A 23,691-nucleotide genomic window follows, 5' to 3' on the forward strand; every position below is an offset into this window, starting at 1 on the left:
TAAGTCCCCTTTGATTTATTATTTTAGCTTAAGTAGCACCGGTGGATATATTTTGAAATCTCTTTTTATTGGAGCCACTTTTCCATCCAGATCGTATTTCATTCCATTTATATACTTTATTTTTTCCTCACTGAGTCTCTTTAGATCATTATTTGTTTCCACTATATGTGGGGTAATAAATATCATTAAATTCTTTTTGGACTTTTTTCTGTCAATATTTTTAAATAAATAACCTAGTATGGGTATATCTCCTAAAAGGGGTACCTTTGTGTTGTTGTCATTGTCCTGCTCTTCAATTAGACCTGCTATGACCACTGTATCTCCACTTTTTACTTCAACAGTTGTCTCTGCTGCCCTTTTTTTGGTAATGGGTCTTAAACTAAATGTGGAAGAAGTGGTCAGTGTTTCATCAACTCTGCTAACCTCTTGGTAGATCTTCATCTTAACGAATCCAGAGTCGTTTATTTGAGGTGTGACCTTTAAGGTAATTCCAATGTCTTTATATTCAAAATTGGCGTAATCTTGGGTGTCAGTTGTCTCAATTTTTGTTTGAAAAGGCCTGTTTTCAGCAACTATAACGCTTGCATCTTCATTTTCCATTACCGTTAATTGGGGACGGGAGATGATGTTCACATTGTTTTTAGTAGAAGCTGCATGGATAAGTGAACCTGCATTGTAAAACCTCTCGTCAGATGAAATTATTCCATCGTTATTTGCGTCATAGGTAAAGGGAAAGGATATTATTCCAAAGGTAAAAGGAGCCAGGGAAGACACATTGGTAATAGTCTGTTTTACCTCGTCAAAAGTGGTGCCAATGCCTCCGTTTATATTGCCCATTAAAAAACTCTCATGCCCCTTAGATCCTATTTTTCCCATTGCCTGCCAATTTATTCCAAAACTAAAATTATTTTCTCCACTCACCTCCACTATCATTGCTTCAATAAAGACCTGTTTTCTTGGAACATCTAATTTTTCTATGATCTTTGATATGGTCTTAAACTCTTCAGGAGTGGAGGTAATAATGAGGGAATTGGTGGCCTTGTCAGCTACCACTTTGGTCTCTCTGGATATTATCTGTTTGGAAACATTTGCCTTCCCAGATATTTTGGTACCCGCAAGCTGGACTAGCACCTTTGCAAGGTCCACTGCATTTGCATTTTTAAGCTTAACTACATGTATGTTTCCAGAACCCTCAGGGGCTGGTTTGTCCAATTTTACTATTAAACCTTCTACCTTGGCTATTACATTTTCAGGGGCCACAACAACAACACTGTTCAATCTGTTGTATGGTATGGCCAGAAAGGAAGCTATGTTTCCCTTTTTATTTTCAATACGCATTATGGATGAAAATAATTTACCCAAAACCTGAGCTATATCTTTACAGGACGTGTATTTTAGACTAAAAGTCTTTATTACTACCTCTCCTTTGGGAATATCCATACTGTTAACAATTTTTAGAACTTTGTGTATATTGGATTCAAAATCGCAAATAATTAACAGGTTGGTTGGCCTGTATGTGACAACTAAACCTTCCCGTGAAACCATATTGACGATGGTTCGTCTAACTTCTTCAGCAGGGGCATATTTTAGCGGTATTACCTGTGTAATGAATTTGTCTTCTCGCCTGGCTGCCCCTCTTTCAACAGGATTATAATGTCTCCTTGCTTGTACACTTGGTACTATTTTGATCACATATTTACCTGGAATGGTGGTAAAACCATACACCTGGAGTACTGACTCAAAGACCTTGTATACTTCCTCCAAAGACATTGGTCTGGGGCATATGATAGATATTTTTTTGGTTCCAACATTTGGGTCCAGGACAAAATTTTTATTTGTAACCTTGCCAATGTACTCAATAAAATTTTTAAGCTGCACCTCTTTAAAGTTGATACTGATTTTAGCATCAGAACCAAAACTAACCAGGGGAACCAAAACTAACGTCAATACAAAATAGCATGTTAATCTAAAATTCATTCCTTTTGACATGTTTTATACCCTATTTTATTGAATAAGATAAGATTTTTCTCTCACCATTTCTTAAGATTTCAAGTTCCACATGATCAATATTTTGAATTTTTCCATAGAGCTGCATTATATTGGCCATATCCACCACCTGTTTTCCGTTCACCCCCAGAATTATATCTCCTCTTCTAAGTCCCAACCTGTTTCTTATAAATCTGTCTCTAATAGAAACAACCCTAAATCCTTTAATCCCATTAGATGTATATGGAACAACCCTCATTGAGCGAAGTAGTGAAGGCATATTGGATAATTTTGATTTTAGCACATCCTTTGAAACCACATATATTGATTCTTTGGAAAAGCTCACCCCTTTTTCCAATTCTGTATAATCTGTTAGAGGAATTCTACTGTCTTTATTATTAATTGTAACAATAATTTGATTTTTAAGTATATCCTTTAGCATTCCTCCACTTAATTTGTCTCCAATACTGTAGAGACCTTCAAGTCTTATTTTTTTATCATATATAACAGCAATTCTTTTTTCTTTTTCATTAGACCATATGATGCCCCTTAACTCAAGGTCTTTTATATTGGCTACTGGAATATCCTCTATACTATTTTCAATGTTTTTATTACTATCTTTTATTTTTATAGACTTTATCACGTTAAATATGTTTTTTTTCACTATATTATCTAACTTAAGATTATACCTTTTATTAATATTTTTTATATACTTTAACTCTGGATTTTTATTTTGTACTTTAAGTAAATCTAGGCTCATATTGTAAGAGAAATAACTATTTATTGTTAAAATAGTAAAAAAAATTATAATATTTGCAATAAGAAAATAAAACAATGAATAAAATTTTTTTATTGCCATATAGAATCCACTGATTAGTGACAAACCATTATATCTTTTAATTGGTTATATTTTTCACATTCTCCAAGACTACAAGCCTTTTTAAAATCAGAACATGCCAGTTCATTTTTCCCAAGGGATAAAAATAATATACCTCTATTTATGTAGCCACTAATAAATATAGGATCTATCTCAGTGGCCTTAGAATAGAAAGAGATTGCATTGTCATAATCATGCAATTTTTCATAGGCAAGCGCTATATTGAAAAAGATGTCAGGGTCATTTTTGTCCAATAGTGTTGCTTTATCTAAATTTCCAATTGCCTCTTTATATTTACCTAAATAGAACATAGAATATGCTAAGTTTATGTAAGCATCTTTAAAGTCCGGTTGTATATTTATGGCTTGTTTAAATTTTTTAACCGCTAGTTCAAAGTTTGATTTTTCAATATAGAGACAACCTAAGTTGTATTTAATCATTGGATCACTTGGAGCAATTTTTTCTGCCATTTTCAAGTCTGAGATGGATTTATCAACCTTTCCAATTATCTTGAAAATATACGCCCTAAGTACATAACTTTTGGAATTTTTAGGATAAGCTGAGATGAATTTATTTAACACTTTTATTGCGTCATTATATCTCTTTTGGCCTATTAAACAATATGCCTCATTTAGTAAAATATGGACCATTAAAGTCGGATTGTTCCTAATACTCCTTGATTCCTCTAATTCGCTTAACATCATGTGGGCGCCCACAAAATCCCTTTCCAAAATAGCCTTGTTCACCTGGGAAAATTTAGCCTCCAAGCCTAGAGATTTATTTGAAATACTTGGTTTAACGCACCCAAGTTGAAACAATAAAACCGGAAATAGAATATAAATTAAAGCTAATTTTTTCATAAGTCCTACCAATTAAAATTCATTTGTTACTTATTGGAGTTATCCTATTAAAATATTGTTGTTACTACAATGTTGGGTAAGAAAGTGTCATAACTTACATGTTTAGTCAAGGAGTAGGTTTTGTTAGTAAAGATTATTTTTATCTTTGCCTCCCTCCTTGTCGTGAATAAACTTATCAATGCATCTTGAGATCTACCATATAAGGTTTTTAAAATGAATGAAAGAGATGCCCGGATAATTACTATATCTGCCTATTTCTTATAGCTTCGATTTCTATTCACGGTTCACGATTCACGGTGTTAATGGAATAAACAAATTACTATATTGTGATATTTATCACAGAGTTTTTTTTCTTCTTTTATTGACAAGATTTTAATGATATGTTTAGATAAATTTGAACATTAAAGTTATTGATTTTAGAGGGTTGGAGTGAAATATTTACTGCACATATTTGTTCTTTTTTTCACTATTTTTTTGATAATTCCCTTTGTGTTAATTATGGGGGATTATTCTGGTGTTGCATTTGCTGATGGTCCCCCATCAATTCCATCGCTGCCACTACCTACGCAGGAAAAAATGCAGCATCCAGTAAATAATCAGCAGCAACAAAAGGTAGATAGGTATGGATCTTCATTAATTGAACAAGAAAAAAGTGAGCAGATGGTTACCCCTCCACCTATCATAAATCTGAAACTGAGTTCACCTAAAAATGAGAGTGATGCTATAAAAAGGATAAAAAACTATAAACTATTACTTAAAATAATACCACCTGGTACCTCAAAAGAAGAAATCAAGAAACAAATCTTTGGAAAGTATAAAGATTTTGTGGAACCATACCTTGACAAGGAAAATGGTGATATATCCTTCGAAACTAAGCAAGAGACTCACTATGATGTAGGAGACATTTTTTACCGTCGTGTTGTTTCAAAAGAAGGAGGATTTGAAGTAAGGGGTGGATATGGTATTAATAAAAAAATAAAAAAAAGTAAGGCACACCACGAAAACAGAAGAATAGATAAAACTTTTATAGAGAAAAATAAGGAACATAAAAATTTATTGGTGGGATTAAAAGGGGGAAATGGGGAGTCCAAGGACAATTTGTTGAGATTAAATTTTTTTAAATATAGTAAATTTTCGATTCCTATTTGGCCTTTTATTGTTGTTGTAGTAATAATTTTTACCCTGGTTTTGTTATACTTTAAAACTCTACAAAATATCGGGAGACACCAATGAGGAAAAATCTTGTGAGCTATTTAATTTTTCTTTTCTCTTTCTTTTGTATGGCTCAGGTATTTGCTTCAAACACGATTTCTTCTCCCCCATCTTCCATAGATATAAAACTTCCTGAACCAAAAAGTAAGGAAGAGGCCATTAAACGGATTTCTGATTATATTATTTTAAATCTAATCTTGCCTCCAGTCATTTCCAGAAATAAATTAAAGGATAAAATTTATGGCAATTACAAAAACTACGTTGAAGATATTATAAAGAAAAAAAAGATAAATCTTCAGGAAATGACAGCTCTTGCACAAAAAGAAATGCAAGATGGGGGTTTTTCTTTAAAAAAGCTTAAACAAGATTTAAATGCAAGACTAGACTTATATTTAAACTCACCACATGGTGATAATTCGATTTTTAAGTTTATATTTAGATTTTGGAAGTTAGCTACAATATTACTGGCTTTGATTATTTCTGTATTGCTATTTTGTTATATACATAAAAAAAAAGAGAAACTGGGAAGCGAAATTTGAAAAAGAAGCAGAATCCTTCTATATGTGGAGGGATTTTTTTAAAACTATTTATTTTTGGTGATAAACTTCTAATTTACAGGAAGTAACAGCTCGTCAAATAAATAAACTAAATAAAAAAAGGAGGTTTTTCATGTGGAGACGAAAAAAAGAACTTAAATGGAAGACGCAGTTTTTGACCCTAATGTTATTCATTGGGTTGATAGCTGTGTTGGCAGGATGTGGAGATAATGATCATCACACATCCCTCACATCTGGTGGAGAAAATATCACCATTGAAGGTGCAGCAGTTGATCCGCCAATTATTGGTGCAGATGTTTATGTATGTAATGCAACTGTTGCTAGTTGTAATGCTTCAACTGCCATTGTAACTGGTAAAACTGGAGGTTTTGGTAAATATAGTGTAGATTTGCCCGATACCTATAGTCCTCCTTTTGTTATTAAAGTTGAGGGAGGGGAGGAAGATACTAATGGTGATAATGTAGGTGATAAGACTAATAATGCAACCTTGTATTCATTTATTTATGATTCAAATTATAATGCAACAACTAAAAAAGTTGTAGCTCATGCTACTCCAGTTACAACAATGATATATGCTATTGTTAAGAGTAAGAATGCAACCAACAATTCCACAGAAATTGAAAATGCCCAAAATATGGTTAAAGAAATTTTGGGCTTAAATTCTACGGATTATAAAGATATTGATCTTCTTAAAACCCCACCATCACCAGCACTGCTGGATAAAGATTCACTTGGACAATATAACGCCACTATTTTTTATCGTGCTATATGTGAAAGTGTAGGTAGTAATTTGATTGATTTTGGAAAGGATTCTATTTTAAATAATTCAACGGCCATTGAACAGGCTCTTGATGAACTAGATGGAGTTGAAAAGCTAACTTTAACTTTGAATGCAACAGATGGTCTTGAAAAAGAGATAGACTATTTAAAATCAAAATTTGAGGTTCAGAATGTAGAAAATGCTACTGATATTATTAATAATATTCCTACTCTAACTATTACAAATCCATTAAAGATTCCCAATAAAATTACACTGACAGCATCACCCAAGGAAGTTGTTTTGCTAGAATCAGACAATTCTAAAACAGTTAATTTTACTGCCAAGGTACTTAATTTTTATGGTGACCCAATAAGTAATGCAACTGTTACTTTGAAGTGTAGTAAGCTTGATTATGAACAAACCAAAAAGACAGATGTTAATGGAGCAGTTAGTTTTTCATATAATGCAACAAAAGGCAATCTGGGTATCTTTACATTTAAAGCAAGTAGCGGTAGCCATAGTGCTACTTTAAAAATAACAGTTACACAGGATCAACCTCCAAGTGTTAAAAATATTGAAAAGACACTCAAAACAAATGATACTATTACTATTAAACTATCTGAATTTGCCACGGATAATGACCAGTCTAACTTAGAGATAGTGGATGTTAAACCTGATTCCAACAATTTAAACTGGAATACAACCACATTAACCTATACAGCGCCAAATGAGGTTACCACTGAGAGCTTCAATTGTACTGTTCAGGACAGTTATGGTCAAAAGAAAACAGCTGTAATTACTTTCAAAGTAGTTGAGAATCCAGCGCCTGAGATTACCTTAAGCAAGGATAATATTTCTGTAAACGAAGAGGATACATATAATGTTACAGTGAATGCCACTGATGATGATGGTATTAATCAAATTAATGCTACCTCATCAAATTCTTCTGTGGCAGAGGTAGAGCCTTCATCATCTATGGATAGTTCCGTTACCCTTAAGATTACTGGTGTTAAAGAAGGAACAGCAATTATCACAGTCACTGCTACAGATAATTTAGGTGCATCTGCAAGCAAAACAATTAACGTAACGGTTAATAAGAAACCTCCAACTCCAAACTCCATTGAGATTTCCCCAAATGGCGCCAGTCTCACAACAGGAGAACAAAAGACCTTTGTTGTGAAGGTGATGTCCTCATTAAATGAGCCAGTTCCCAATACAACTGTATCGTTTACTACAACTGGTGGTAATATTAATCCTGCAACTGGTACTACTAATTCCACCGGTGAGGTAGAAGTGACATATACTGCGCCTGATACAGAGGGGAACTATACCATTACGGCCAAGGTTGGTGAGATCCAACAGACTATAAATGTTGTAGTGAAGAAAGGGGAGACTATACCTGATGGGGCGATTAAATATACCATTAAAGAGTCTGATAATGTGAATGACATTTGTTATAACCAAGATAATGTGACAGTATATAAAGTGACAGATAATGCAAATGGCATTACAATAGCATATATTCCTGTAATTCACGATCCTTCAAATTCAAGTAAAACAATAATAGTAAAGAAAAATAATGAGGTAATACTAACAATTTCACCGGATGATAGTTATAATGGTGAAAAATTTTATATAGAAGATAATGGAAAGGTATATAGTGTTAAATATGATACGAATGTACCTAGTGATGAGATAGAATTAACTCTTGATTAATTTTTGGTGTCTTTCCATCCATCATTCAATGATGGATGGAACATGATTAAAAAAGGAAAAGGGGGTTATGGGAAATGAAGTGTAAAATACCTATTATAATGTCTTTAATTTTTGCCTTTCTCATTATATCAGGCGCAAATGCTGAGCAGACGTTGCAGCTTAGAGAAGGATGGAATTTAATAGGGATTACAGAAAAAGCCAGTAACATGAAGGTTTCTGATTTAATCGATAAGAACAGTATAGACTTGATAGTAACAAATGAGAACGGAGCCTGGAAGAAATTTGACCCAGATAAGTCATATTTGCAGCAATTCAAAGAATTTAAGGCTGGACAGGGGTATTGGGTCAAAGCAAATAACTCTACCACAATTAAAATTTATGGTATAGAAAAATCTACAATACCACAAATGCGGGCTGGCTGGAATTTAGTTGCTTTTAGTAGTGCAACTCAAGTCAGTAATTTGATTAATTCCCTACAACAAAGCGGTTATAAATTGGAGTTGATAGTAACAAATGAGAACGGAGCCTGGAAGAAATTTGATCCAGATAAGTCATATTTGCAGCAGTTTGCTGTTTTAAACACAAACCTAGGTTACTGGGTGAAAACACTTAAGGCCCTTGAGACCACCGAAATAGGCAATAGTGGTAAAAAGGTAGTTGCCTATGTAGATAAAGACCTTACAGATCAAAGCAAAGTAACACCTGTTAACCTAACCATAGGCAATGGCGATAATGCGGAATCTGTGACAATTAATGTCCCTGAAGGTGCCACTAAAGTGGATATCAGGATTGTCAATGAATATGGTGAGGAAATAAAAGGCGGGATTGTGCTGGATGAGAATGATATTCAAAATGGTAGTTATGCAATTAACGATGTTGATCTAAATGAAATTCAAAGTGTTGCATATTATGTGCTTTCAGCCAATCCAGCAGGTGTTCCTCAACCACTTAGTGATGTAGTGGTTAAAGATGCTGAGGGCAACGAGTTGGGTACAACTGATCCCAATGGTATTGTTTCAATAGATGTTGATGATGGTACAACACTGGTGTTTGAGAAAGATGGATATTCTGTTTACTCAACAGAATTTTTCAGAGATAGGTCAGTTAAGTACATTTTTCTTTCACCAGCTAATGAGCTCAGTGGTGACGAGCTAAATTGTGAGGATGAGGGTCCTCAGGGTGCTGATAGGATTTTGAATAGAGTTACCTCTTTGAAGAAATTTTATGCAGTTAAGAGTGCCACTGGTGAAAATACAGGTATTGTTGAGGTCTTAAATTTTTCAGTAGATCATAATAATTTTGGTTCGGCAAAATTTAGGTTTTCTCCTCTAGGTGGTAGCACATCCTTTGATGGTCTTGATAAACTAAAAAGGCAGTATCTTAAAGAATACGAAGACAATGCCACCAAATGGGTTCCAAAAGTCATTACAGGAATGCAAATCAGTGTGTATGATAAAGGAGTTAGGCAACAAGGCGATAAAACTTACTTTGATTATATAGACAAGGGTGCTAATGTTCAGAGTAAGTTTATTTTTACCAAGATGTATGATCAGCCTGATCTCATTAAGACTGCATTGGACAGAGGTGCAATTTTAAGATTCTATGCTTATGATGGAGAAAAGTGGATAGAGTTGACAAATGGTACCATGTCTTTGACCAATTCTACCCACGATTTAACTGCCACTCCACTGACTTATGAGTTTGGCTTAATAAAAGATCTAAATGACACATTGGGTAAATTAAATGTAAAAAGGCTAAAGAAATATGGGTTTACAGAAGATGATTATGTTGCACTGCTTCAAAATGCACCTGGATTTCAAACAATAGTAGGTGTAATATGGAATAAAGAGGATTCAGTTGTCAGGAAGTCAAATATCCAAGTTAAAGTAAGAGAAGAGGATGGGGTATCACCCATAAAAAATGCAAATGTTAAAATACTGGATCAGGTTGCTACCACAGATGAAAATGGCACAGCTTACTTTGATGAGATTGTAATACCAAAAGGACTGATTAACCTGACCATAGAGGTAACAGAACCCAATCATTACAGGAATATTACTAGAAGGAGAGTTTCTCAATTACAAGACGGAGATATAATAAATTTGACCATGGAACGTCCCGCTGAGTATGGAACCATAAATGTTACAACTGTTGACACAGAGGGGTACCCTGTGTCTAAAGCAATGGTTGACATAATTACTCCTGCTGTGTTGTCTGATGTTTCCTATAAAGACGGTGTTATAAGTGTTGGATTGGAAAGCACTGCTGAGTATTGTTGGTATATCAAACCAAACACAGATGATTCAGCAGGGCCAGGCAGGGTTTATAGACCGCTACGTAATAATAAATTGTATAAACTGGCTACTGATAGTTGGACTGAACTTAAGTGTGCTACAGGAACAAATTCCATTACTGTATCTGATATTATGAAAAAGCTAATAGAGGAAACAGATCCTGCTGTTGGTTCACTGAAGATAGGGGTGTATGTTAAACACAAGAATGGACTGGAAGATGGAAATGCTACAGATCCAATAGTAATAGGTGAAGCTGATATCCTGTTTAATAAGGAATTGCTGGAGAAGATGGGATTGGAGAAGCATGTGGATTCGAACAATGATGCAATATCATACTGGAAAGAGGAAAACAGTACCTTGGAAAAAGGCTCTGTTTCCATCTCTGGACGAGCAGATTTGGAGAATCCTTACATAACTGTATCAGTCCCTCAAACAGCTGTTAAGGATACGCTTAATATCAAGTGGTATGGGGTTTTTGTTTATGAAAATGAAGAAGGCAAGGCCTATTATTGGAATGGTTCAAAATGGACTGACTGGGATGATACAATAGCTGAGGATGAACAGGATTTAATCACCTATTTAAAAGATACTGTAATTAAGGACTTAGAAGGAGCAGGCATATCACCCATATCTTCAAATTCAAATTACCTGACTTTCTCAGAGCTGGCTGAGTATTTGACAAATCCTCAAATGCTAAAGGCACTGTTTGTGAAAGAGTATGATGGAGCCAATTGGGATGGTTCAACCCTGGCTGATTATGGTGAGGAGACGGTTCTAGACGGGACTGTAAGGCTATATGTGGTACCACAGGTTACCTTCAAGAATAAACATGAGGGTCAAATCAGTGATGAGGAATATTGGCTGGTTGCAAGTACTCAACTGGAACATGTTGTCAATGTTTTAAGTGTAAAGGATATCGCAGTTAAGCCTGCTTCTATTTTGCCCCATCACATTTACTCCAAAACCAATGATGATGGTATGTTAAGGGTGGTTAATGTGCCTCTAACCTTTGGTAATAATGGAGAAGATAAATCATTTCTGGATATAAGGGCAAGTAAGGCTGGTTATCTTGATTCTCAGAGAAAGACTGTTCCAGGGTTTACTAAAGATGATCCAACTACTCCTGAGTTTGAAGATGTAGCAAGTGTAAGCCTTTCTTTAGAGAAGAGGGGCAGAGGTAATGTCATCTTTAGGATTAAAGATGAGAACAATGCCACAATTACTGGAGCCAAAGTTATTATTCCTTCGGCAACTACTGATGGGGAACAGGTAATTCCTGCAGTAGCAGTGGATAATGGCGATGGTGATGAAAATAGTGCTGAGGGTGAAATAAGCTTAAGCAATATTTTTGTTGGAGGATATAGCGCAACTGTATTCAAAGATGGTTATAAACCTGCGGTAAAACCTGTTATTATTAAGAAAGGTGAAACAGTGACTGTAGATGTGACTCTAGAACCATTATCATCAGGTGTGGCTTTGATCTCCCCTCGTGTTGATGATTTGATCTTTTCGCAAAGTGGGGAATTTTTAACAGTACAAGGAAAAGTTGTTGATACTGAGGATGGTACATATTCAAATGCCTCAAGCGTAACCCTGTTTTTTAATGATAAATCCATTGATATCACACCAGAGAGTAGCGGTGACTTTACCAAATCATTAAAGTTGGAAAGGGGTGTGAATTTTGTCCAGTTATATGTTGCTAATGCAAAGGGCAAGTTTGAGACTACCACTAAGAGTTTTATTTACATTGGTGAGACTGCTTATTTCCATGGCAAGGTAACAGACAAACAAAGTGGAACTGGATTAGCTGATGTCATTTTAGAGATAACCACTGGGAACGGTGATACCATTTACAGGACCACTGACAGCGATGGAAAATATGAGGTATCTGACATGCCTCTTGGTAGTGGTATAATTAATGCTGTATATGTAGATGACAATGGATATATCTTTTCCACCTCCAAGAAGTATGCTATTACATCAGGACAGAAAGAAGTAGTGGTAAATGTAGTAATAGATACTCAAAACAGTGCTTCTATTAGTGAGCCAGCTGAGGTATATGTGGATAGATATAATGGTGCTGATGACATGCCCGATGAGGTATCTACTGATAGCCTTAAATTAGAAGGTAGGGTTGTAAATTATGATAAGCAAAATGGTAACATCCGTATAGATGTTACCTATAGTGATGGAACCTCCACAAGTATGAATGTGGCAAATGATAATCTAGTAAGTCAGTCTCAAAATGAAAATACATACATTTTTAAAGTAAATGTTCCTCTCAAGGATGGTGACAACTACATCTTTGTGAGCGCCGAGAATCCGGTTTATGGCGGAGCTACTTTAAATTTTATTGCACATAAGATAGAGCCAGAAAATGTTCAGGTTATTTCTCTACAAGCCTTGATAACAGATACTTCTGGTTTGCCTGTATATGCAAATGTGGCAGTTTCCAAATTGGACGGATCTCCTATAGGAGTGTTTGGTGCAGATGAAGAAGAAGTAATGACCCATAATGGTGAGAATGCTACAGTTGCCATAGCTACTGTTACTGGACTTATACCTGAGAGGTTCTATATTTTTGAACTTACAGCACCTGGATATGGGACATTGAAACAGGTCAAGAAAGTTACTGCTGACACAAAGTCCCTATGGTTTGTTATGACGTCAACAGAAAGTGATATGAGCAATGGACAGCCGACTAATTCAGCACCCCAGGTAAGCCTTGATTACAACAATAATGACCAATACTATGAATTTACTGCCAATGCCTATGATCCTGATGGTGATCCACTTACCTATAAATGGTTAATTGATCAAAACTCTGTAACGGACTGTAAGGATTCGGCTTATTGTTCTTATGAGTTTGAATCTGAAGGTAACCATACAGTATCAGTTACTGTTAGTGATGGAACCCATAACGCAACAGCAACTAAAACCATTAGCGTAATCAATAGTACCAATAATCCCCCGCAGATTCAGTCCAGTGAAACATCAGTAACATTGCAAGTAGGTGATTCTAAGGAAGTTCAACTCACAGCATCAGATCCTGATGGAGATGTTGTTAATATAACAGTTAAATCCAGTGATGAAAGCATTGCCACAGCGACATATGATGATAATTCAGGTATTATAACTATAACGGGAATAGGCGAAGGAACAGCTACTATTACCATAACAGCTGATGATAACAATGGTGGTACAGATGAGGCCACAATTACTGTTAATGTCGAGTCATCGGGTAATGAGGGTATAGAATATCCACCTTCTCCTGGCGGTGATTCTGGATTGGATTACCCACCAAGTCCTGGTAACTAAACTAATCTGATCTCCCTCTCTTCATGTAGGTAATTAGGATGGAGAGAGGGAGATTTTTTAATATTTGTTTTAGGGGCATAATTATAGATGAGAATCTTTGTTTTATGCTGCATCTTTTATAATGTTTTCTTTTTATCATCTGCCTTTGCCATAAAGGATTTTATTTTACGTCACCATAAACAGGTTTCCTATTCTAGATTTTATTTCAGGTCATACGAGAATGCAAATTACCCATATCCGCTTCAATCAATACAAATAGACAGCGATGAATACAATTTTTTTTACTATACTGATCATTTTAGGATAATCGCAGGTAATTATTATCAAGGGTATATTTCTGTACAGGACCTTTTGAAAACTATAGGCAATATTGCTGAAACCGTATGGCAAAAAGAGGTAGAAGAACTGGGATTTAAACACCCTAAGAATAGTAATAAATTCTACATTGATATTTATATAGCCAACAAAGATGCTTATAATCCTGCAGAGGGTGAATATATCTCTATTTCTAGTAACTATGCAGGTTATGCTGCAACATATTTTGACGGTACTCCCTATTTTGTTATCAACCCAACAATTTCAACAAATATCTTAAAAATTACCTTGGCACATGAGTTTTTCCATACAATTCAGTTTTCATATTATGATTTTCTCTCTTTAAATGATTCAATTTATAATACTAATGTATGGTGGCTTGAGGCAACAGCAGTATGGATGGAAAGAGTGGTTTTTCCTGAAATTGATGATTATGTTACTTTTATAAATAGTTGGGTGAGGACGTGTAATTATGACATTACCACTTATAATGGAGACCATGAGTATGGAGAGTCTGTAATACCCATTTATCTATATTCTCAAAACGCTACCGCAACCCTAGAAATGATAAAACAAATCTTTAAAAATTTCGCCAATTCCCAAAATTTTGTTGAATTATTAAATAAATATTTACCAAAATTTTTTAATGAAAAAACATTAGCTCAACTTATTGGAAAAATTGCTTCTTGCATTGCAAATAGAAAGTGTTTCGATTTTGCCAACAATTTAAGCCAATTTCCAATTTATGAAGAGGACAACCTTACAATAAAAGGTTATTATGCATTGTATCCATTTTATTTTTTAGGCAACAATGTATTTGCTGAAAATCCATTTTATGCCCTTTATTTAAGTGACTCCCAGCTATCATTTTTGATCAGTGAAATTCCCCAAAATAAAAATCTCATTTATAGACACTTACCTTTAAAAAACTCCCTTGATTGGATTTTAGAAAATTCAATACAATTTAGCGAAAAGTGGAATCTTCTCTCAAATCCCTGTGAATATGATATAGACCCTACTACTTACTTTGATCTGCCTTCTAATTATGTGATATGGACTTACCATAATGGGAACTGGCTTGCCTGGTCAGATAATGAAAAAATAAACTCTCTGTTGCAAGAGATGGGAATTTTGTCTGAGGAAAAGGTGGTTAAAGCTAATTCAGGTTTTTGGCTCCTGCTGTTATATGAGACTACCTATAATTGGTCCTTTGAGAACCACCAATTTATATTTAAAACAATAAATGCAAATCAAAACTGGAACCTAGTAAGCCTTGGTGTTATATCAATTCACCCCATTGATTTGAAGGAAATCCTACAGCACGACTTTATAATTTGGACATATGAAGCGGGAAAGTGGAAGTTCTTTTCCTCAAACAGCATATATAATTCCATAGCAGAAAATTATCAAATTGATATAGTAGATTGGGTTGGTAGATTTAAAGGCTATTGGCTAAAAATCTTAAACTAAAAAAAAGGAGGTTGATCAATGAAAAAACTGCTATTTTTTGTATTGATTATTGTTGTGATTTCTTCTTTTTCCTACGCTAAACAATTAACTGTCTGTCCTGAGCAAGGGGATGGATGTGATTATACAAGTATACAAGCAGCAATAGACGCTTCTGAAAATGGTGATGAAATTATTGTAAGAAAAAGTGTTTACAATGAACACGACATAAAGATTGAGGATAAATGTCTAACTATAAATGGGGAGGGTGCTGAGACCACAATCATAAATGCAGCAGGGCTTGGTAGAGGCATTTATGTTTCACTTAATTATCCACCTGATACTTGTAATATAAATTTATCTAACTTGCAGATTAGAGGCGGTGTATCTGATCAAGGAGGAGGTATATACCTATATAACCATTCAAATGTTAAAGTAAACGTTGTAATGGACAACTTATATATTGTTGGAAATTCAGCTAGTCAAAAAGGTGGTGGAATCTACCTATATAGTTATAGAGATAATGCGTTAAATGTTTTGATAACTCATTCAAATATTGAAAGAAACTCTGCTACGCAAGAAGGTGGAGGGGTGTACCTGGGTGGGGGTACAATTGGAACTATAAAGGAATCTAAGATCTATGGTAATACTTCAGGAATAGGAGGTGGTGGCATTGTTAGTGGGGGAAAACTAACAGTGGTGTCATCTGTTATAAGAGCAAATAAAAGTGGTGATGGTGGTGGATTGTTATTATCTGGTGAAGCTACATTAATAAAGGATTGGATAATAGATAATATCTCATCAGAAGAAGGTGGAGGAATTGATTTACATGATCAAAATAATGCGAATTTAAATATATATTCATCGATATTTGCCTTTAATAAGGCTGGTACAAAGGGTGGTGCAATGTGTTTAGGACCCAGACACCTTTATAGCTCTCATTCTGTATTAATTAGAAATATAACTGTTTATGGAAACGATGCAACAGCTGGTAATGGATTTTTTCTGGCTACCAAATCATCAAGCTCTCCCTTGACTTTGCAGATTTATAATTCAGTTTTCTCAAATGGAGAAGATGATATTTTCTTTGAAAAAGATGATAGTGGTAATGCTTATGGGGATTTTATTTTAAACTACAATGTATTTTCAAAAGAAGTGGATTATCCAACTGGGAGTATTACAAAAGAGGGTAATACAGTTATTGAAAACATTGGATTTGTAGATCCAGAGGCATATGATTTTTCTTTGCTCGAATCTTCTCCTTTAATTAATATTGGCGATGATTCTAGTGCGTATTTAGAGGATATTGCTGGATCCCTTAGAGCCACTGACGTGGATGTAGGTGCGTGTGAATATCCTTCTACCTGTAGTTTAGAAAAATTAGAACCTGGTACACCACAATTTGCCATATATCCAAATGCAGATTTTGTGGAAAAAACAGCAAAGGTGTCATTTGTTGAAGACTGGAATCTAGCTGGACTTGCTTCATTAAAAGCTAAGACCATTTCTGCAATTTTTAAAGATAACCTAGCTTCAGTATTCACCCTTTGGAAATGGGATAGTGTTTACAAGAGATGGAAACTTTATACTGCAGATGAAGAGATAAAAAATTATCTACAGACATTTCCAACTTCAATTGAGCTTTTAAATGAAAACGCTACCCTAAATCCTGGTGAAGGTTTTTGGGTAAAGGCAACTGAACCTTTCACTCTTGAATTTAAAGGCTATGTAAAGAGTGGAGAATAATTTTCAGAGGAGGAGAGAGATGAAAAGATTAAAGATTTTATTAATTGTTTTACTTGGTGTCTTCATATGTTTAATGACAAAGACCTTGCGTGCAGAGACAGTTTTATTGGAAAAAGGTTGGTCACTCAGTGGAACATCATGTTACATGGATACAGCTAATTTTCAAAAAGGTGGTATTCAAATTTTATGGAAGTATAAAGATGGGCAGTGGTTAGCATGGAGCCCGAATAATGTTATTATGGGTCTAATCACTAATTATGGAATTGCCACCTTTAGTTCCATAAAACCCTTTGATGGATTTTGGGTAAAAACCACTGATCCTGTTAATGTGGAATTTTGCAGCGAAGCTAACAATACTACATTTAGCGTGGATACATTGAGATATTTGTTACAAGAGCAACTTTTAAGATCAGTGTCCAGTTTTATTTCCAATGCAAATGGCAAAACTATAACCATTTTTGAGGATAAAGAAGTTACATGTGATTTAACCTTTAACAATTCAACATCTACAGTTACCTTAAGTAGTTGCTCAGATCCAGAATATGACGATGAATTAAACTTAGATTTTCAAAATCTAAAATTAACTGATTCTGATAATGAAATAGAAAAAATAGTTTTTGCAGACAACAATACTCTATGTGTAAATAGCCAATTCGATAATAGCACATACCTAACTTCATGTGCAGTTATAAATAAGGACCAGCCCAGTGACGATGATATCCTAAACTATGTTCTTAATGGTAGTAATTTAACTATGATTTATTATGGTGATAATTGGTATCCTTATCTATGCAGTACATATCATGATAATGGAACAGTAACTTATAAGAGCACAAAAGGAGAAACGGTCTGTAATTATCAAGTACAGAACGGAGAGGTTATTGTTACATGTGACAATATAGAAGCGCATTCAAAAGAAGTTAGTAGTCTATTAATAAATGATCCTGATACTGGAAAAATATTACATGGTGGCATATTTACTTCTAATAGATATTCTGATGGTCAATTAGTATATTGGAACAATTTAATTTCATTTAAAGTAGAGAATTGTGATGAATTCTTTAATAATTAATTAACTATAAATTAATTTAAATTCGAGACTGGTTACCATGAAATTAATTGATTATCATCCTGATAATTATGGTGATTTGCATATAGAAATATATAAAATATATAATTGTTTTAAACACGAAAGGAGAGATTATGCAAAATAAGAGAATATGTTTGTTTGTATGCATTTTTTTGTGTGTTGGTTTAATTACTAAATATACCTTTGCAACCACATATAACCTGGTTCAGGGATGGAATTTATTGGGAGCTTCGGAAAAAATTGAAGTAACTGAATTTAACAATTCAGAGATAAGAACTGTGTGGAAGTGGGATAGGGCAAATAAGAAGTGGCAGGTGTGGAGCCCCAATGCAGAGATAAGGCAGTTACTTGAAGTTGTGGGACTTGATTTGTTAAATGAGATAGATCCATTGGAGGGATTTTGGATAAATGCCAAAACTCCCATAGAGCTGAGTTTAGGTGGTAATGGAACAGTCTCCTTACCTAAACAAGTTGCAGACTCAAAGATTGTTGCCTACGCTAAACTACCTGAGCAATCCCTTGATCTTTCCCAAATAAGCCAACTTTACTATTTTACACAAAAAGAAGCTACAATTGAAAATGGTTTTTTGATCTGGACTGATACATTAAAAAATATACTGGAAAATGAGTTTGGCTGGGATTGGGATTGTGATAGTGACGATGCGCCAGATGATGAGATTCCCTCTGATGTAGAGATCACTTTTGCCCTAGATGCAAACGGTAATATGTTGGCAGGTGTAAAAGGGGATGATTCACACATCTTGTTTGTACTAGCATATCGACATGGTTATGCTTATGTTGATTCAAACAATAAGGATAAAGTTTGGAGTGCTGAGGTTGATTCATCATTAAAATCATCTTTAATATTTGGCATGATGTGTGATCTTTTTTACATGAAAGGATTTTGTATTGATAAAGATAATTTGAATGACTATCGCAACAAGTATTACGACCAGGGCAAATTTGGTTTAAAAAACAATTTTTCTCAGAATATAATTAGGGTTAATTCCGAAATCTGCCATCAACAAGGAGATTATGGATGGTATGACAATGATCGTTTTGAGTTTGACGAAATGATAAGGAAAATGTGGTCACCAGCAATAACCAGGGATGCAAATATGAGACTGGGAAGAGAATTTAATCTTAAATATAACAATATAAAACAGGGGTTAGTAGTTGTATTAGGGGGAAATGACAATGGGAATTGGTCAAAGGCATGGTTAGATGATGAGCTTATTTTGGAACAATATGATTGCGGTTCTATTTTGAAGATTTATAGTGACAAACTACCTACACATATAAAACTGGAAAATTATACAATATGGTCTTTAGTACACAGTAGGTTCTGGGCAGCATTTGTTGGAGATTCAGTGACAGCCTCTGACTACAAGGAATGGTGTAATGACGAAACAAATCCAGCAAATAGCTATGATCAAAATCCCTCTCCGCAAATTGATGTATATAAACCCGGTTGGAATGGAGATGCCTTTTGATAATATAGTTAAATTTAAAATTTTTAGGAGGTAAGAGATGAAGGGGATAAAAATTTTTCTAATACTTGCGGGGGTACTTCTATATAGTTCATGGACTGTCCTTCTTGCACAGACAGTTCAATTGAGTGAAGGCTGGTCTTTGAAAGGGTCATCTTGCTTCATGGATGTATCAAATTTTGATAAAGACTCTATTTTGATCATGTGGAAGTACAAGGATGGTGGTTGGTTGGCCTGGAGCCCCAATAATTCTACAATGGATGTAATTAATCAGTACAATATACCCTCTTTTAGTTCAATAGATCCCCATGAAGGGTTTTGGATTAAAGCCAGCTCGCCAGTGGAGGTTGAGTTTTGCAGTTTGAGTGGAACAAACAACACATCAAGTGAGACTAGAAATAGTGTATTGAAAAATATGCTCATGGATAACGTTCCAGATTTTCTCGTAAATACAAATGGTACAAAAGTAACCCTTGTAGGAGATGAGGACATTACATGTGACTTTATTTATGACAATTCAACATATACAATTACACTCAAAAATTGTACAGATCCTAAATACAACGGACAAATGGTTATAGATTGGTCAAATTTGCAATTTGTGGGACAGGATAATAGTACACAAAAAATTGTTTGGGCAGATGATAATAGCCTTTGTGTAAATAGTGATTTTTATGATGGAGAATATAATACATCATGCATAATAGCCAATAAATCCAATTACAGTGATGATGATATTTTAAGTTTAATTACTCATGGCAGTAAAATCGCAATGAGTTATCATGAGGACAAAGACAATTGGTATCCTGATGTGTACATTACATTTAATGATAATGGCACTGTAACTTATAGAAATGGAGATGGTGAACTAATTGAGTCCTGTAATTATAGTGTGCAGAACGGGCAGATCACTATAATATGTGATAATAAACAGATAAATGCTTATATAATAAACAATTTTGTCACAGGAGATCCAGTTACTGGAGAAGCCTTAAACTCCACTTTGGTAAATTTAGAGACTTATGTTGATGGTAATTATGTGGGGAATGGTATAAAAATGTGGAAACAGGTTCCTTCTTCAGAAGTAACAGATATGATGGCGCGATTTTTAAATACCCCAACAGAGGAAAATTATACAAATCTTCTTAATGTAATTGACTCACTGCCCGAGGGGAAAAAGACCCATCTGTGGAGGGCAACAGCCACGTTGTTAAAGTTGTATCAGGATAATCAGAACATTTTTAATAACCTTGGAATTGATCTTAGTTCAGACATGACAAATCTAAAGATGGAAGATGTTGTATTTAATCTTTTGCATCTGGCAAATTACGATCAGCAATTAAAGGCAGTACTTAATGATCTGTCATCTAAGCTAGATACTGTATTGTCTGACCTACAACAAGCAGAAGGTGTAAATACATCTATAAATACTGTTGGTTTTACTACAATCTATTTTGACAATCTTGACGTTAAGATAATGGAAATAATTACACAAATGGCAAAGGCCATGTGCATCTACTTAACATCTATTGATTATAATGTATCAACATGGGCCGTTTCTGACGGAGATAATGGGACCATAGATATAAGGGACCTAATAAAAAATGGTGAGGAGGTAACAGATGCTCAATTCCTTGAGTTTATGAGTAACAACCAGAACCTATTTACGTATATGGATACTTCAAAACTTCCTACAGTGAGACAGACATTTCAGTCAGCTGTTGATATGTACGATGGTATTTTAAAAAATTTATCGGAGGAGGATCTTGCCAACAGAGCTAGATTGTCCCATGCCTTTGATATTGAAAATAATGAAATAGCGGTCATGTTCCAGAAAGTTTTAGATTCTTTTAAATCTGCTATTGATAATCCAGATATAGATTTAAAAGGTTACATTTATGAATATGTAGGAGAGACTACAGTCTTAGCAGATGATGGAAACTATTATATTCAGGAACTATACAATGCTGGTGTTAGGTACCTAAAACCAGCAGATGTAAATATGACCCTCTATCATCTGGCCTATGGAGAAAAATCGCCAAGGGATGTAGTGTATGCTGCATTAAATGCTGATATGAACCATACAGAATATGAGCCATATGTGCTTGATACGTCTAAAGGAGAGAATGGGATTGAAATAATAGCCCAAAATGTCCCTGAAGTAGATTGGTCTGAGCCACTTTCTACCTATACAATTCCAGTGGCAGACATATCAATTGATAGCAATGCAAATGATTGGTCAAATATCCCGGTATTTCGTAGCTTAGGTAATACATATCTTAAAATTGCTAGAAGCAGCGATAATCAGTATATTTACCTATATGCCTTCAATACCAATCCACAGAGTCAATGGTGGTCATGTTCCATTGATGAGTCGACTGATGGATATTTATATTCAGATGCCTCACTTTCTATAGGATACAGCAATGGATATATAGATGCCTATTACAGTTCCAGTGACAATTATGAAAATATTCCTGAGCAAGATATGGCTAGTATTTCAGACAGTGGTGGTATCTCAGGTGTGGAATTAAAATTTCCTCACCCAGAGGTATTCCTAGAACAGGGAGCAATAAATGGATATTATATAGATGATATGTCCAGTTGGTATTATGACAAAGTGAAGTTACTCCCTGAGATATCAAATCAATAATGTAGGTAGCAGCTAATTGTAGGGGGGCTCCCTATGCCCTCCTACTCAATTTTCTTATGAATTACGATGATGAAAAAGTATTATGTGTATGTTCTTCTACTAGGTTTTGTTCTTGTTTTGTTTTGGTTGTCACATAGAGGAGAATCTCCCCCTACCTCTATAATCCCTCCTAAAATTACAGACATTGGTCCTACAGCTCAATATGTCGAGATAACAAAAAAAATTGGATCATTTATTGTTAAGTTTAAAGCAGAACACATTTTTTTTAAAAGGCTAAAAATCCTTATCTTTAAATCTAATCTAATGAAAGTGTTAGTTGCAAGAGATGTTATAGTAACAATATTAAAACCAAATAAGAAAAAATTCATCTTAAAAAAAAGTGAGGTTACATTAAAGCCAAATCTAGAATATATAGCCATTGACCACCCAACGCTTTTGTTTCCTAAAAACGTCAGTACACCAGATAAAGTGGTGTTAGATTTTAAAAATTCTAAAATTCTCTTTTATTATAAGAATGTTAAAAAGGAATTAAGTTAGGTTATTGATATGTCAATAATTTTACAGTTAAGGAGAGATGATATGAAAACATTAAAGATGTTAACACTAGTGCTAGGGTTATTTATGTTTTTGTCAGTATCCCATCTTCAGGCAGAGACCATTTATCTTGATCAGGGTTGGTCATTAAAGGGGACATCTTGCACCATTGATGTATCAAGTTTTCAAAAAGATGGAATAGAGATTTTGTGGAAGTACAAAAGTGGCAATTGGCTGGCCTGGAGTCCAAATAACCCTACAATGGATGTGATAAATCAATATGGTGTTGATACCTTTAGTGCAGTGGAGCCCTATGAGGGATTTTGGGTAAAAGCCAGCTATCCAATAGAGGTGGAAGTTAAAAATAATTTTGTATGCACATGGGAAATAGGGGTGAATGCTACACAAAATATAGGTGGCATTGATTTAACATTTACCTATCCTAAAGCTATAGTTATTGATGGAGTTGAGGCAATAGGCAATGCAGGGGGAGGTTATGTTCAGTTTAATCCTGATTTTGGGGACAATGAAGGTAAAATAGGGTTAATAAATGCAAATGGATTTGATGCAGATGGGAGTTCAATTATAAAGGTGACTATAAAGAATAATGATGCAAATAATACTTGTTTTCTGCCTGAAGACTCTGATTTTGTTATAACCAATATAGAATGTATAGACCTAAATGGTTCCCCAGTAGATTGTAATGCAACTGGAGTTAATTTTGTATGTAATTAAGAATAATCTGCCTATTTCTTTATCTCCGATTATTGATTGAGTTATGGATTAAGTGATTAGTGAATAGTGATTAGTGAAAGGATGAAGGATGAAGATCACCCA

General features: G+C 34.6%; 14 protein-coding genes. 11 read left to right on the top strand and 3 right to left on the bottom strand.

The window, feature by feature from the left end; all coding sequences use genetic code 11:
- Positions 1–18 precede the first annotated feature (18 nt).
- The 3 genes from gspD to ACYQ0O_RS08810 form a co-directional block, all read right to left on the bottom strand.
- Positions 19–1,977 carry a type II secretion system secretin GspD gene (gene gspD, locus ACYQ0O_RS08800; RefSeq protein WP_459892201.1) on the bottom strand — a complete coding sequence of 653 codons (1,959 nt, stop codon included), beginning with the start codon at positions 1,975–1,977 and terminating at the stop codon, positions 19–21.
- A gap of 22 nt (positions 1,978–1,999) precedes the next feature.
- A complete protein-coding gene (locus tag ACYQ0O_RS08805) occupies positions 2,000–2,746 on the bottom strand; it encodes a type II secretion system protein N (RefSeq protein WP_459892203.1) in 747 nt (248 codons plus the stop codon).
- A 113-nt stretch (positions 2,747–2,859) separates the two neighbouring features.
- Positions 2,860–3,723: a tetratricopeptide repeat protein gene (locus tag ACYQ0O_RS08810; RefSeq protein WP_459892205.1), complete on the bottom strand. Its 864-nt coding sequence runs from the start codon at positions 3,721–3,723 to the stop codon at positions 2,860–2,862.
- Between the two features lie 429 nt (positions 3,724–4,152).
- Between ACYQ0O_RS08810 and ACYQ0O_RS08815 the strand changes: the two genes are divergently transcribed.
- The 11 genes from ACYQ0O_RS08815 (at position 4,153) to ACYQ0O_RS08865 (ending at position 23,589) form a co-directional block, all read left to right on the top strand.
- Positions 4,153–4,956 carry a hypothetical protein gene (locus ACYQ0O_RS08815; RefSeq protein WP_459892207.1) on the top strand — a complete coding sequence of 268 codons (804 nt, stop codon included), beginning with the start codon at positions 4,153–4,155 and terminating at the stop codon, positions 4,954–4,956.
- Complete coding sequence (locus tag ACYQ0O_RS08820; protein WP_459892209.1) at positions 4,953–5,474, top strand: hypothetical protein; 522 nt, start codon at positions 4,953–4,955, stop codon at positions 5,472–5,474. The genes ACYQ0O_RS08815 and ACYQ0O_RS08820 overlap by 4 nt, the downstream gene beginning before the upstream one ends.
- Positions 5,475–5,604: 130 nt before the next feature.
- Positions 5,605–7,968 carry an Ig-like domain-containing protein gene (locus ACYQ0O_RS08825; protein WP_459892211.1) on the top strand — a complete coding sequence of 788 codons (2,364 nt, stop codon included), beginning with the start codon at positions 5,605–5,607 and terminating at the stop codon, positions 7,966–7,968.
- A 74-nt stretch (positions 7,969–8,042) separates the two neighbouring features.
- Positions 8,043–13,580, top strand: coding sequence for a PKD domain-containing protein (locus ACYQ0O_RS08830; protein WP_459892213.1), 5,538 nt, complete (start codon positions 8,043–8,045; stop codon positions 13,578–13,580).
- 87 nt (positions 13,581–13,667) lie between these two features.
- Complete coding sequence (locus tag ACYQ0O_RS08835; RefSeq protein WP_459892215.1) at positions 13,668–15,365, top strand: hypothetical protein; 1,698 nt, start codon at positions 13,668–13,670, stop codon at positions 15,363–15,365.
- A gap of 18 nt (positions 15,366–15,383) precedes the next feature.
- Positions 15,384–17,087, top strand: coding sequence for a right-handed parallel beta-helix repeat-containing protein (locus ACYQ0O_RS08840; protein ID WP_459892217.1), 1,704 nt, complete (start codon positions 15,384–15,386; stop codon positions 17,085–17,087).
- Positions 17,088–17,106: 19 nt separating this feature from the next.
- Positions 17,107–18,159, top strand: coding sequence for a hypothetical protein (locus ACYQ0O_RS08845; protein WP_459892219.1), 1,053 nt, complete (start codon positions 17,107–17,109; stop codon positions 18,157–18,159).
- Between the two features lie 131 nt (positions 18,160–18,290).
- Positions 18,291–19,670: a hypothetical protein gene (locus tag ACYQ0O_RS08850; protein ID WP_459892221.1), complete on the top strand. Its 1,380-nt coding sequence runs from the start codon at positions 18,291–18,293 to the stop codon at positions 19,668–19,670.
- Positions 19,671–19,707: 37 nt separating this feature from the next.
- Positions 19,708–22,320: a hypothetical protein gene (locus ACYQ0O_RS08855; protein WP_459892223.1), complete on the top strand. Its 2,613-nt coding sequence runs from the start codon at positions 19,708–19,710 to the stop codon at positions 22,318–22,320.
- Between the two features lie 303 nt (positions 22,321–22,623).
- Positions 22,624–22,857, top strand: a complete 234-nt coding sequence (locus ACYQ0O_RS08860; protein ID WP_459892224.1) for a hypothetical protein — start codon at positions 22,624–22,626, stop codon at positions 22,855–22,857.
- Between the two features lie 42 nt (positions 22,858–22,899).
- Positions 22,900–23,589, top strand: coding sequence for a hypothetical protein (locus tag ACYQ0O_RS08865; RefSeq protein ID WP_459892226.1), 690 nt, complete (start codon positions 22,900–22,902; stop codon positions 23,587–23,589).
- Positions 23,590–23,691: the final 102 nt, after the last annotated feature.

This window comes from Desulfothermus okinawensis JCM 13304, assembly GCF_054654515.1.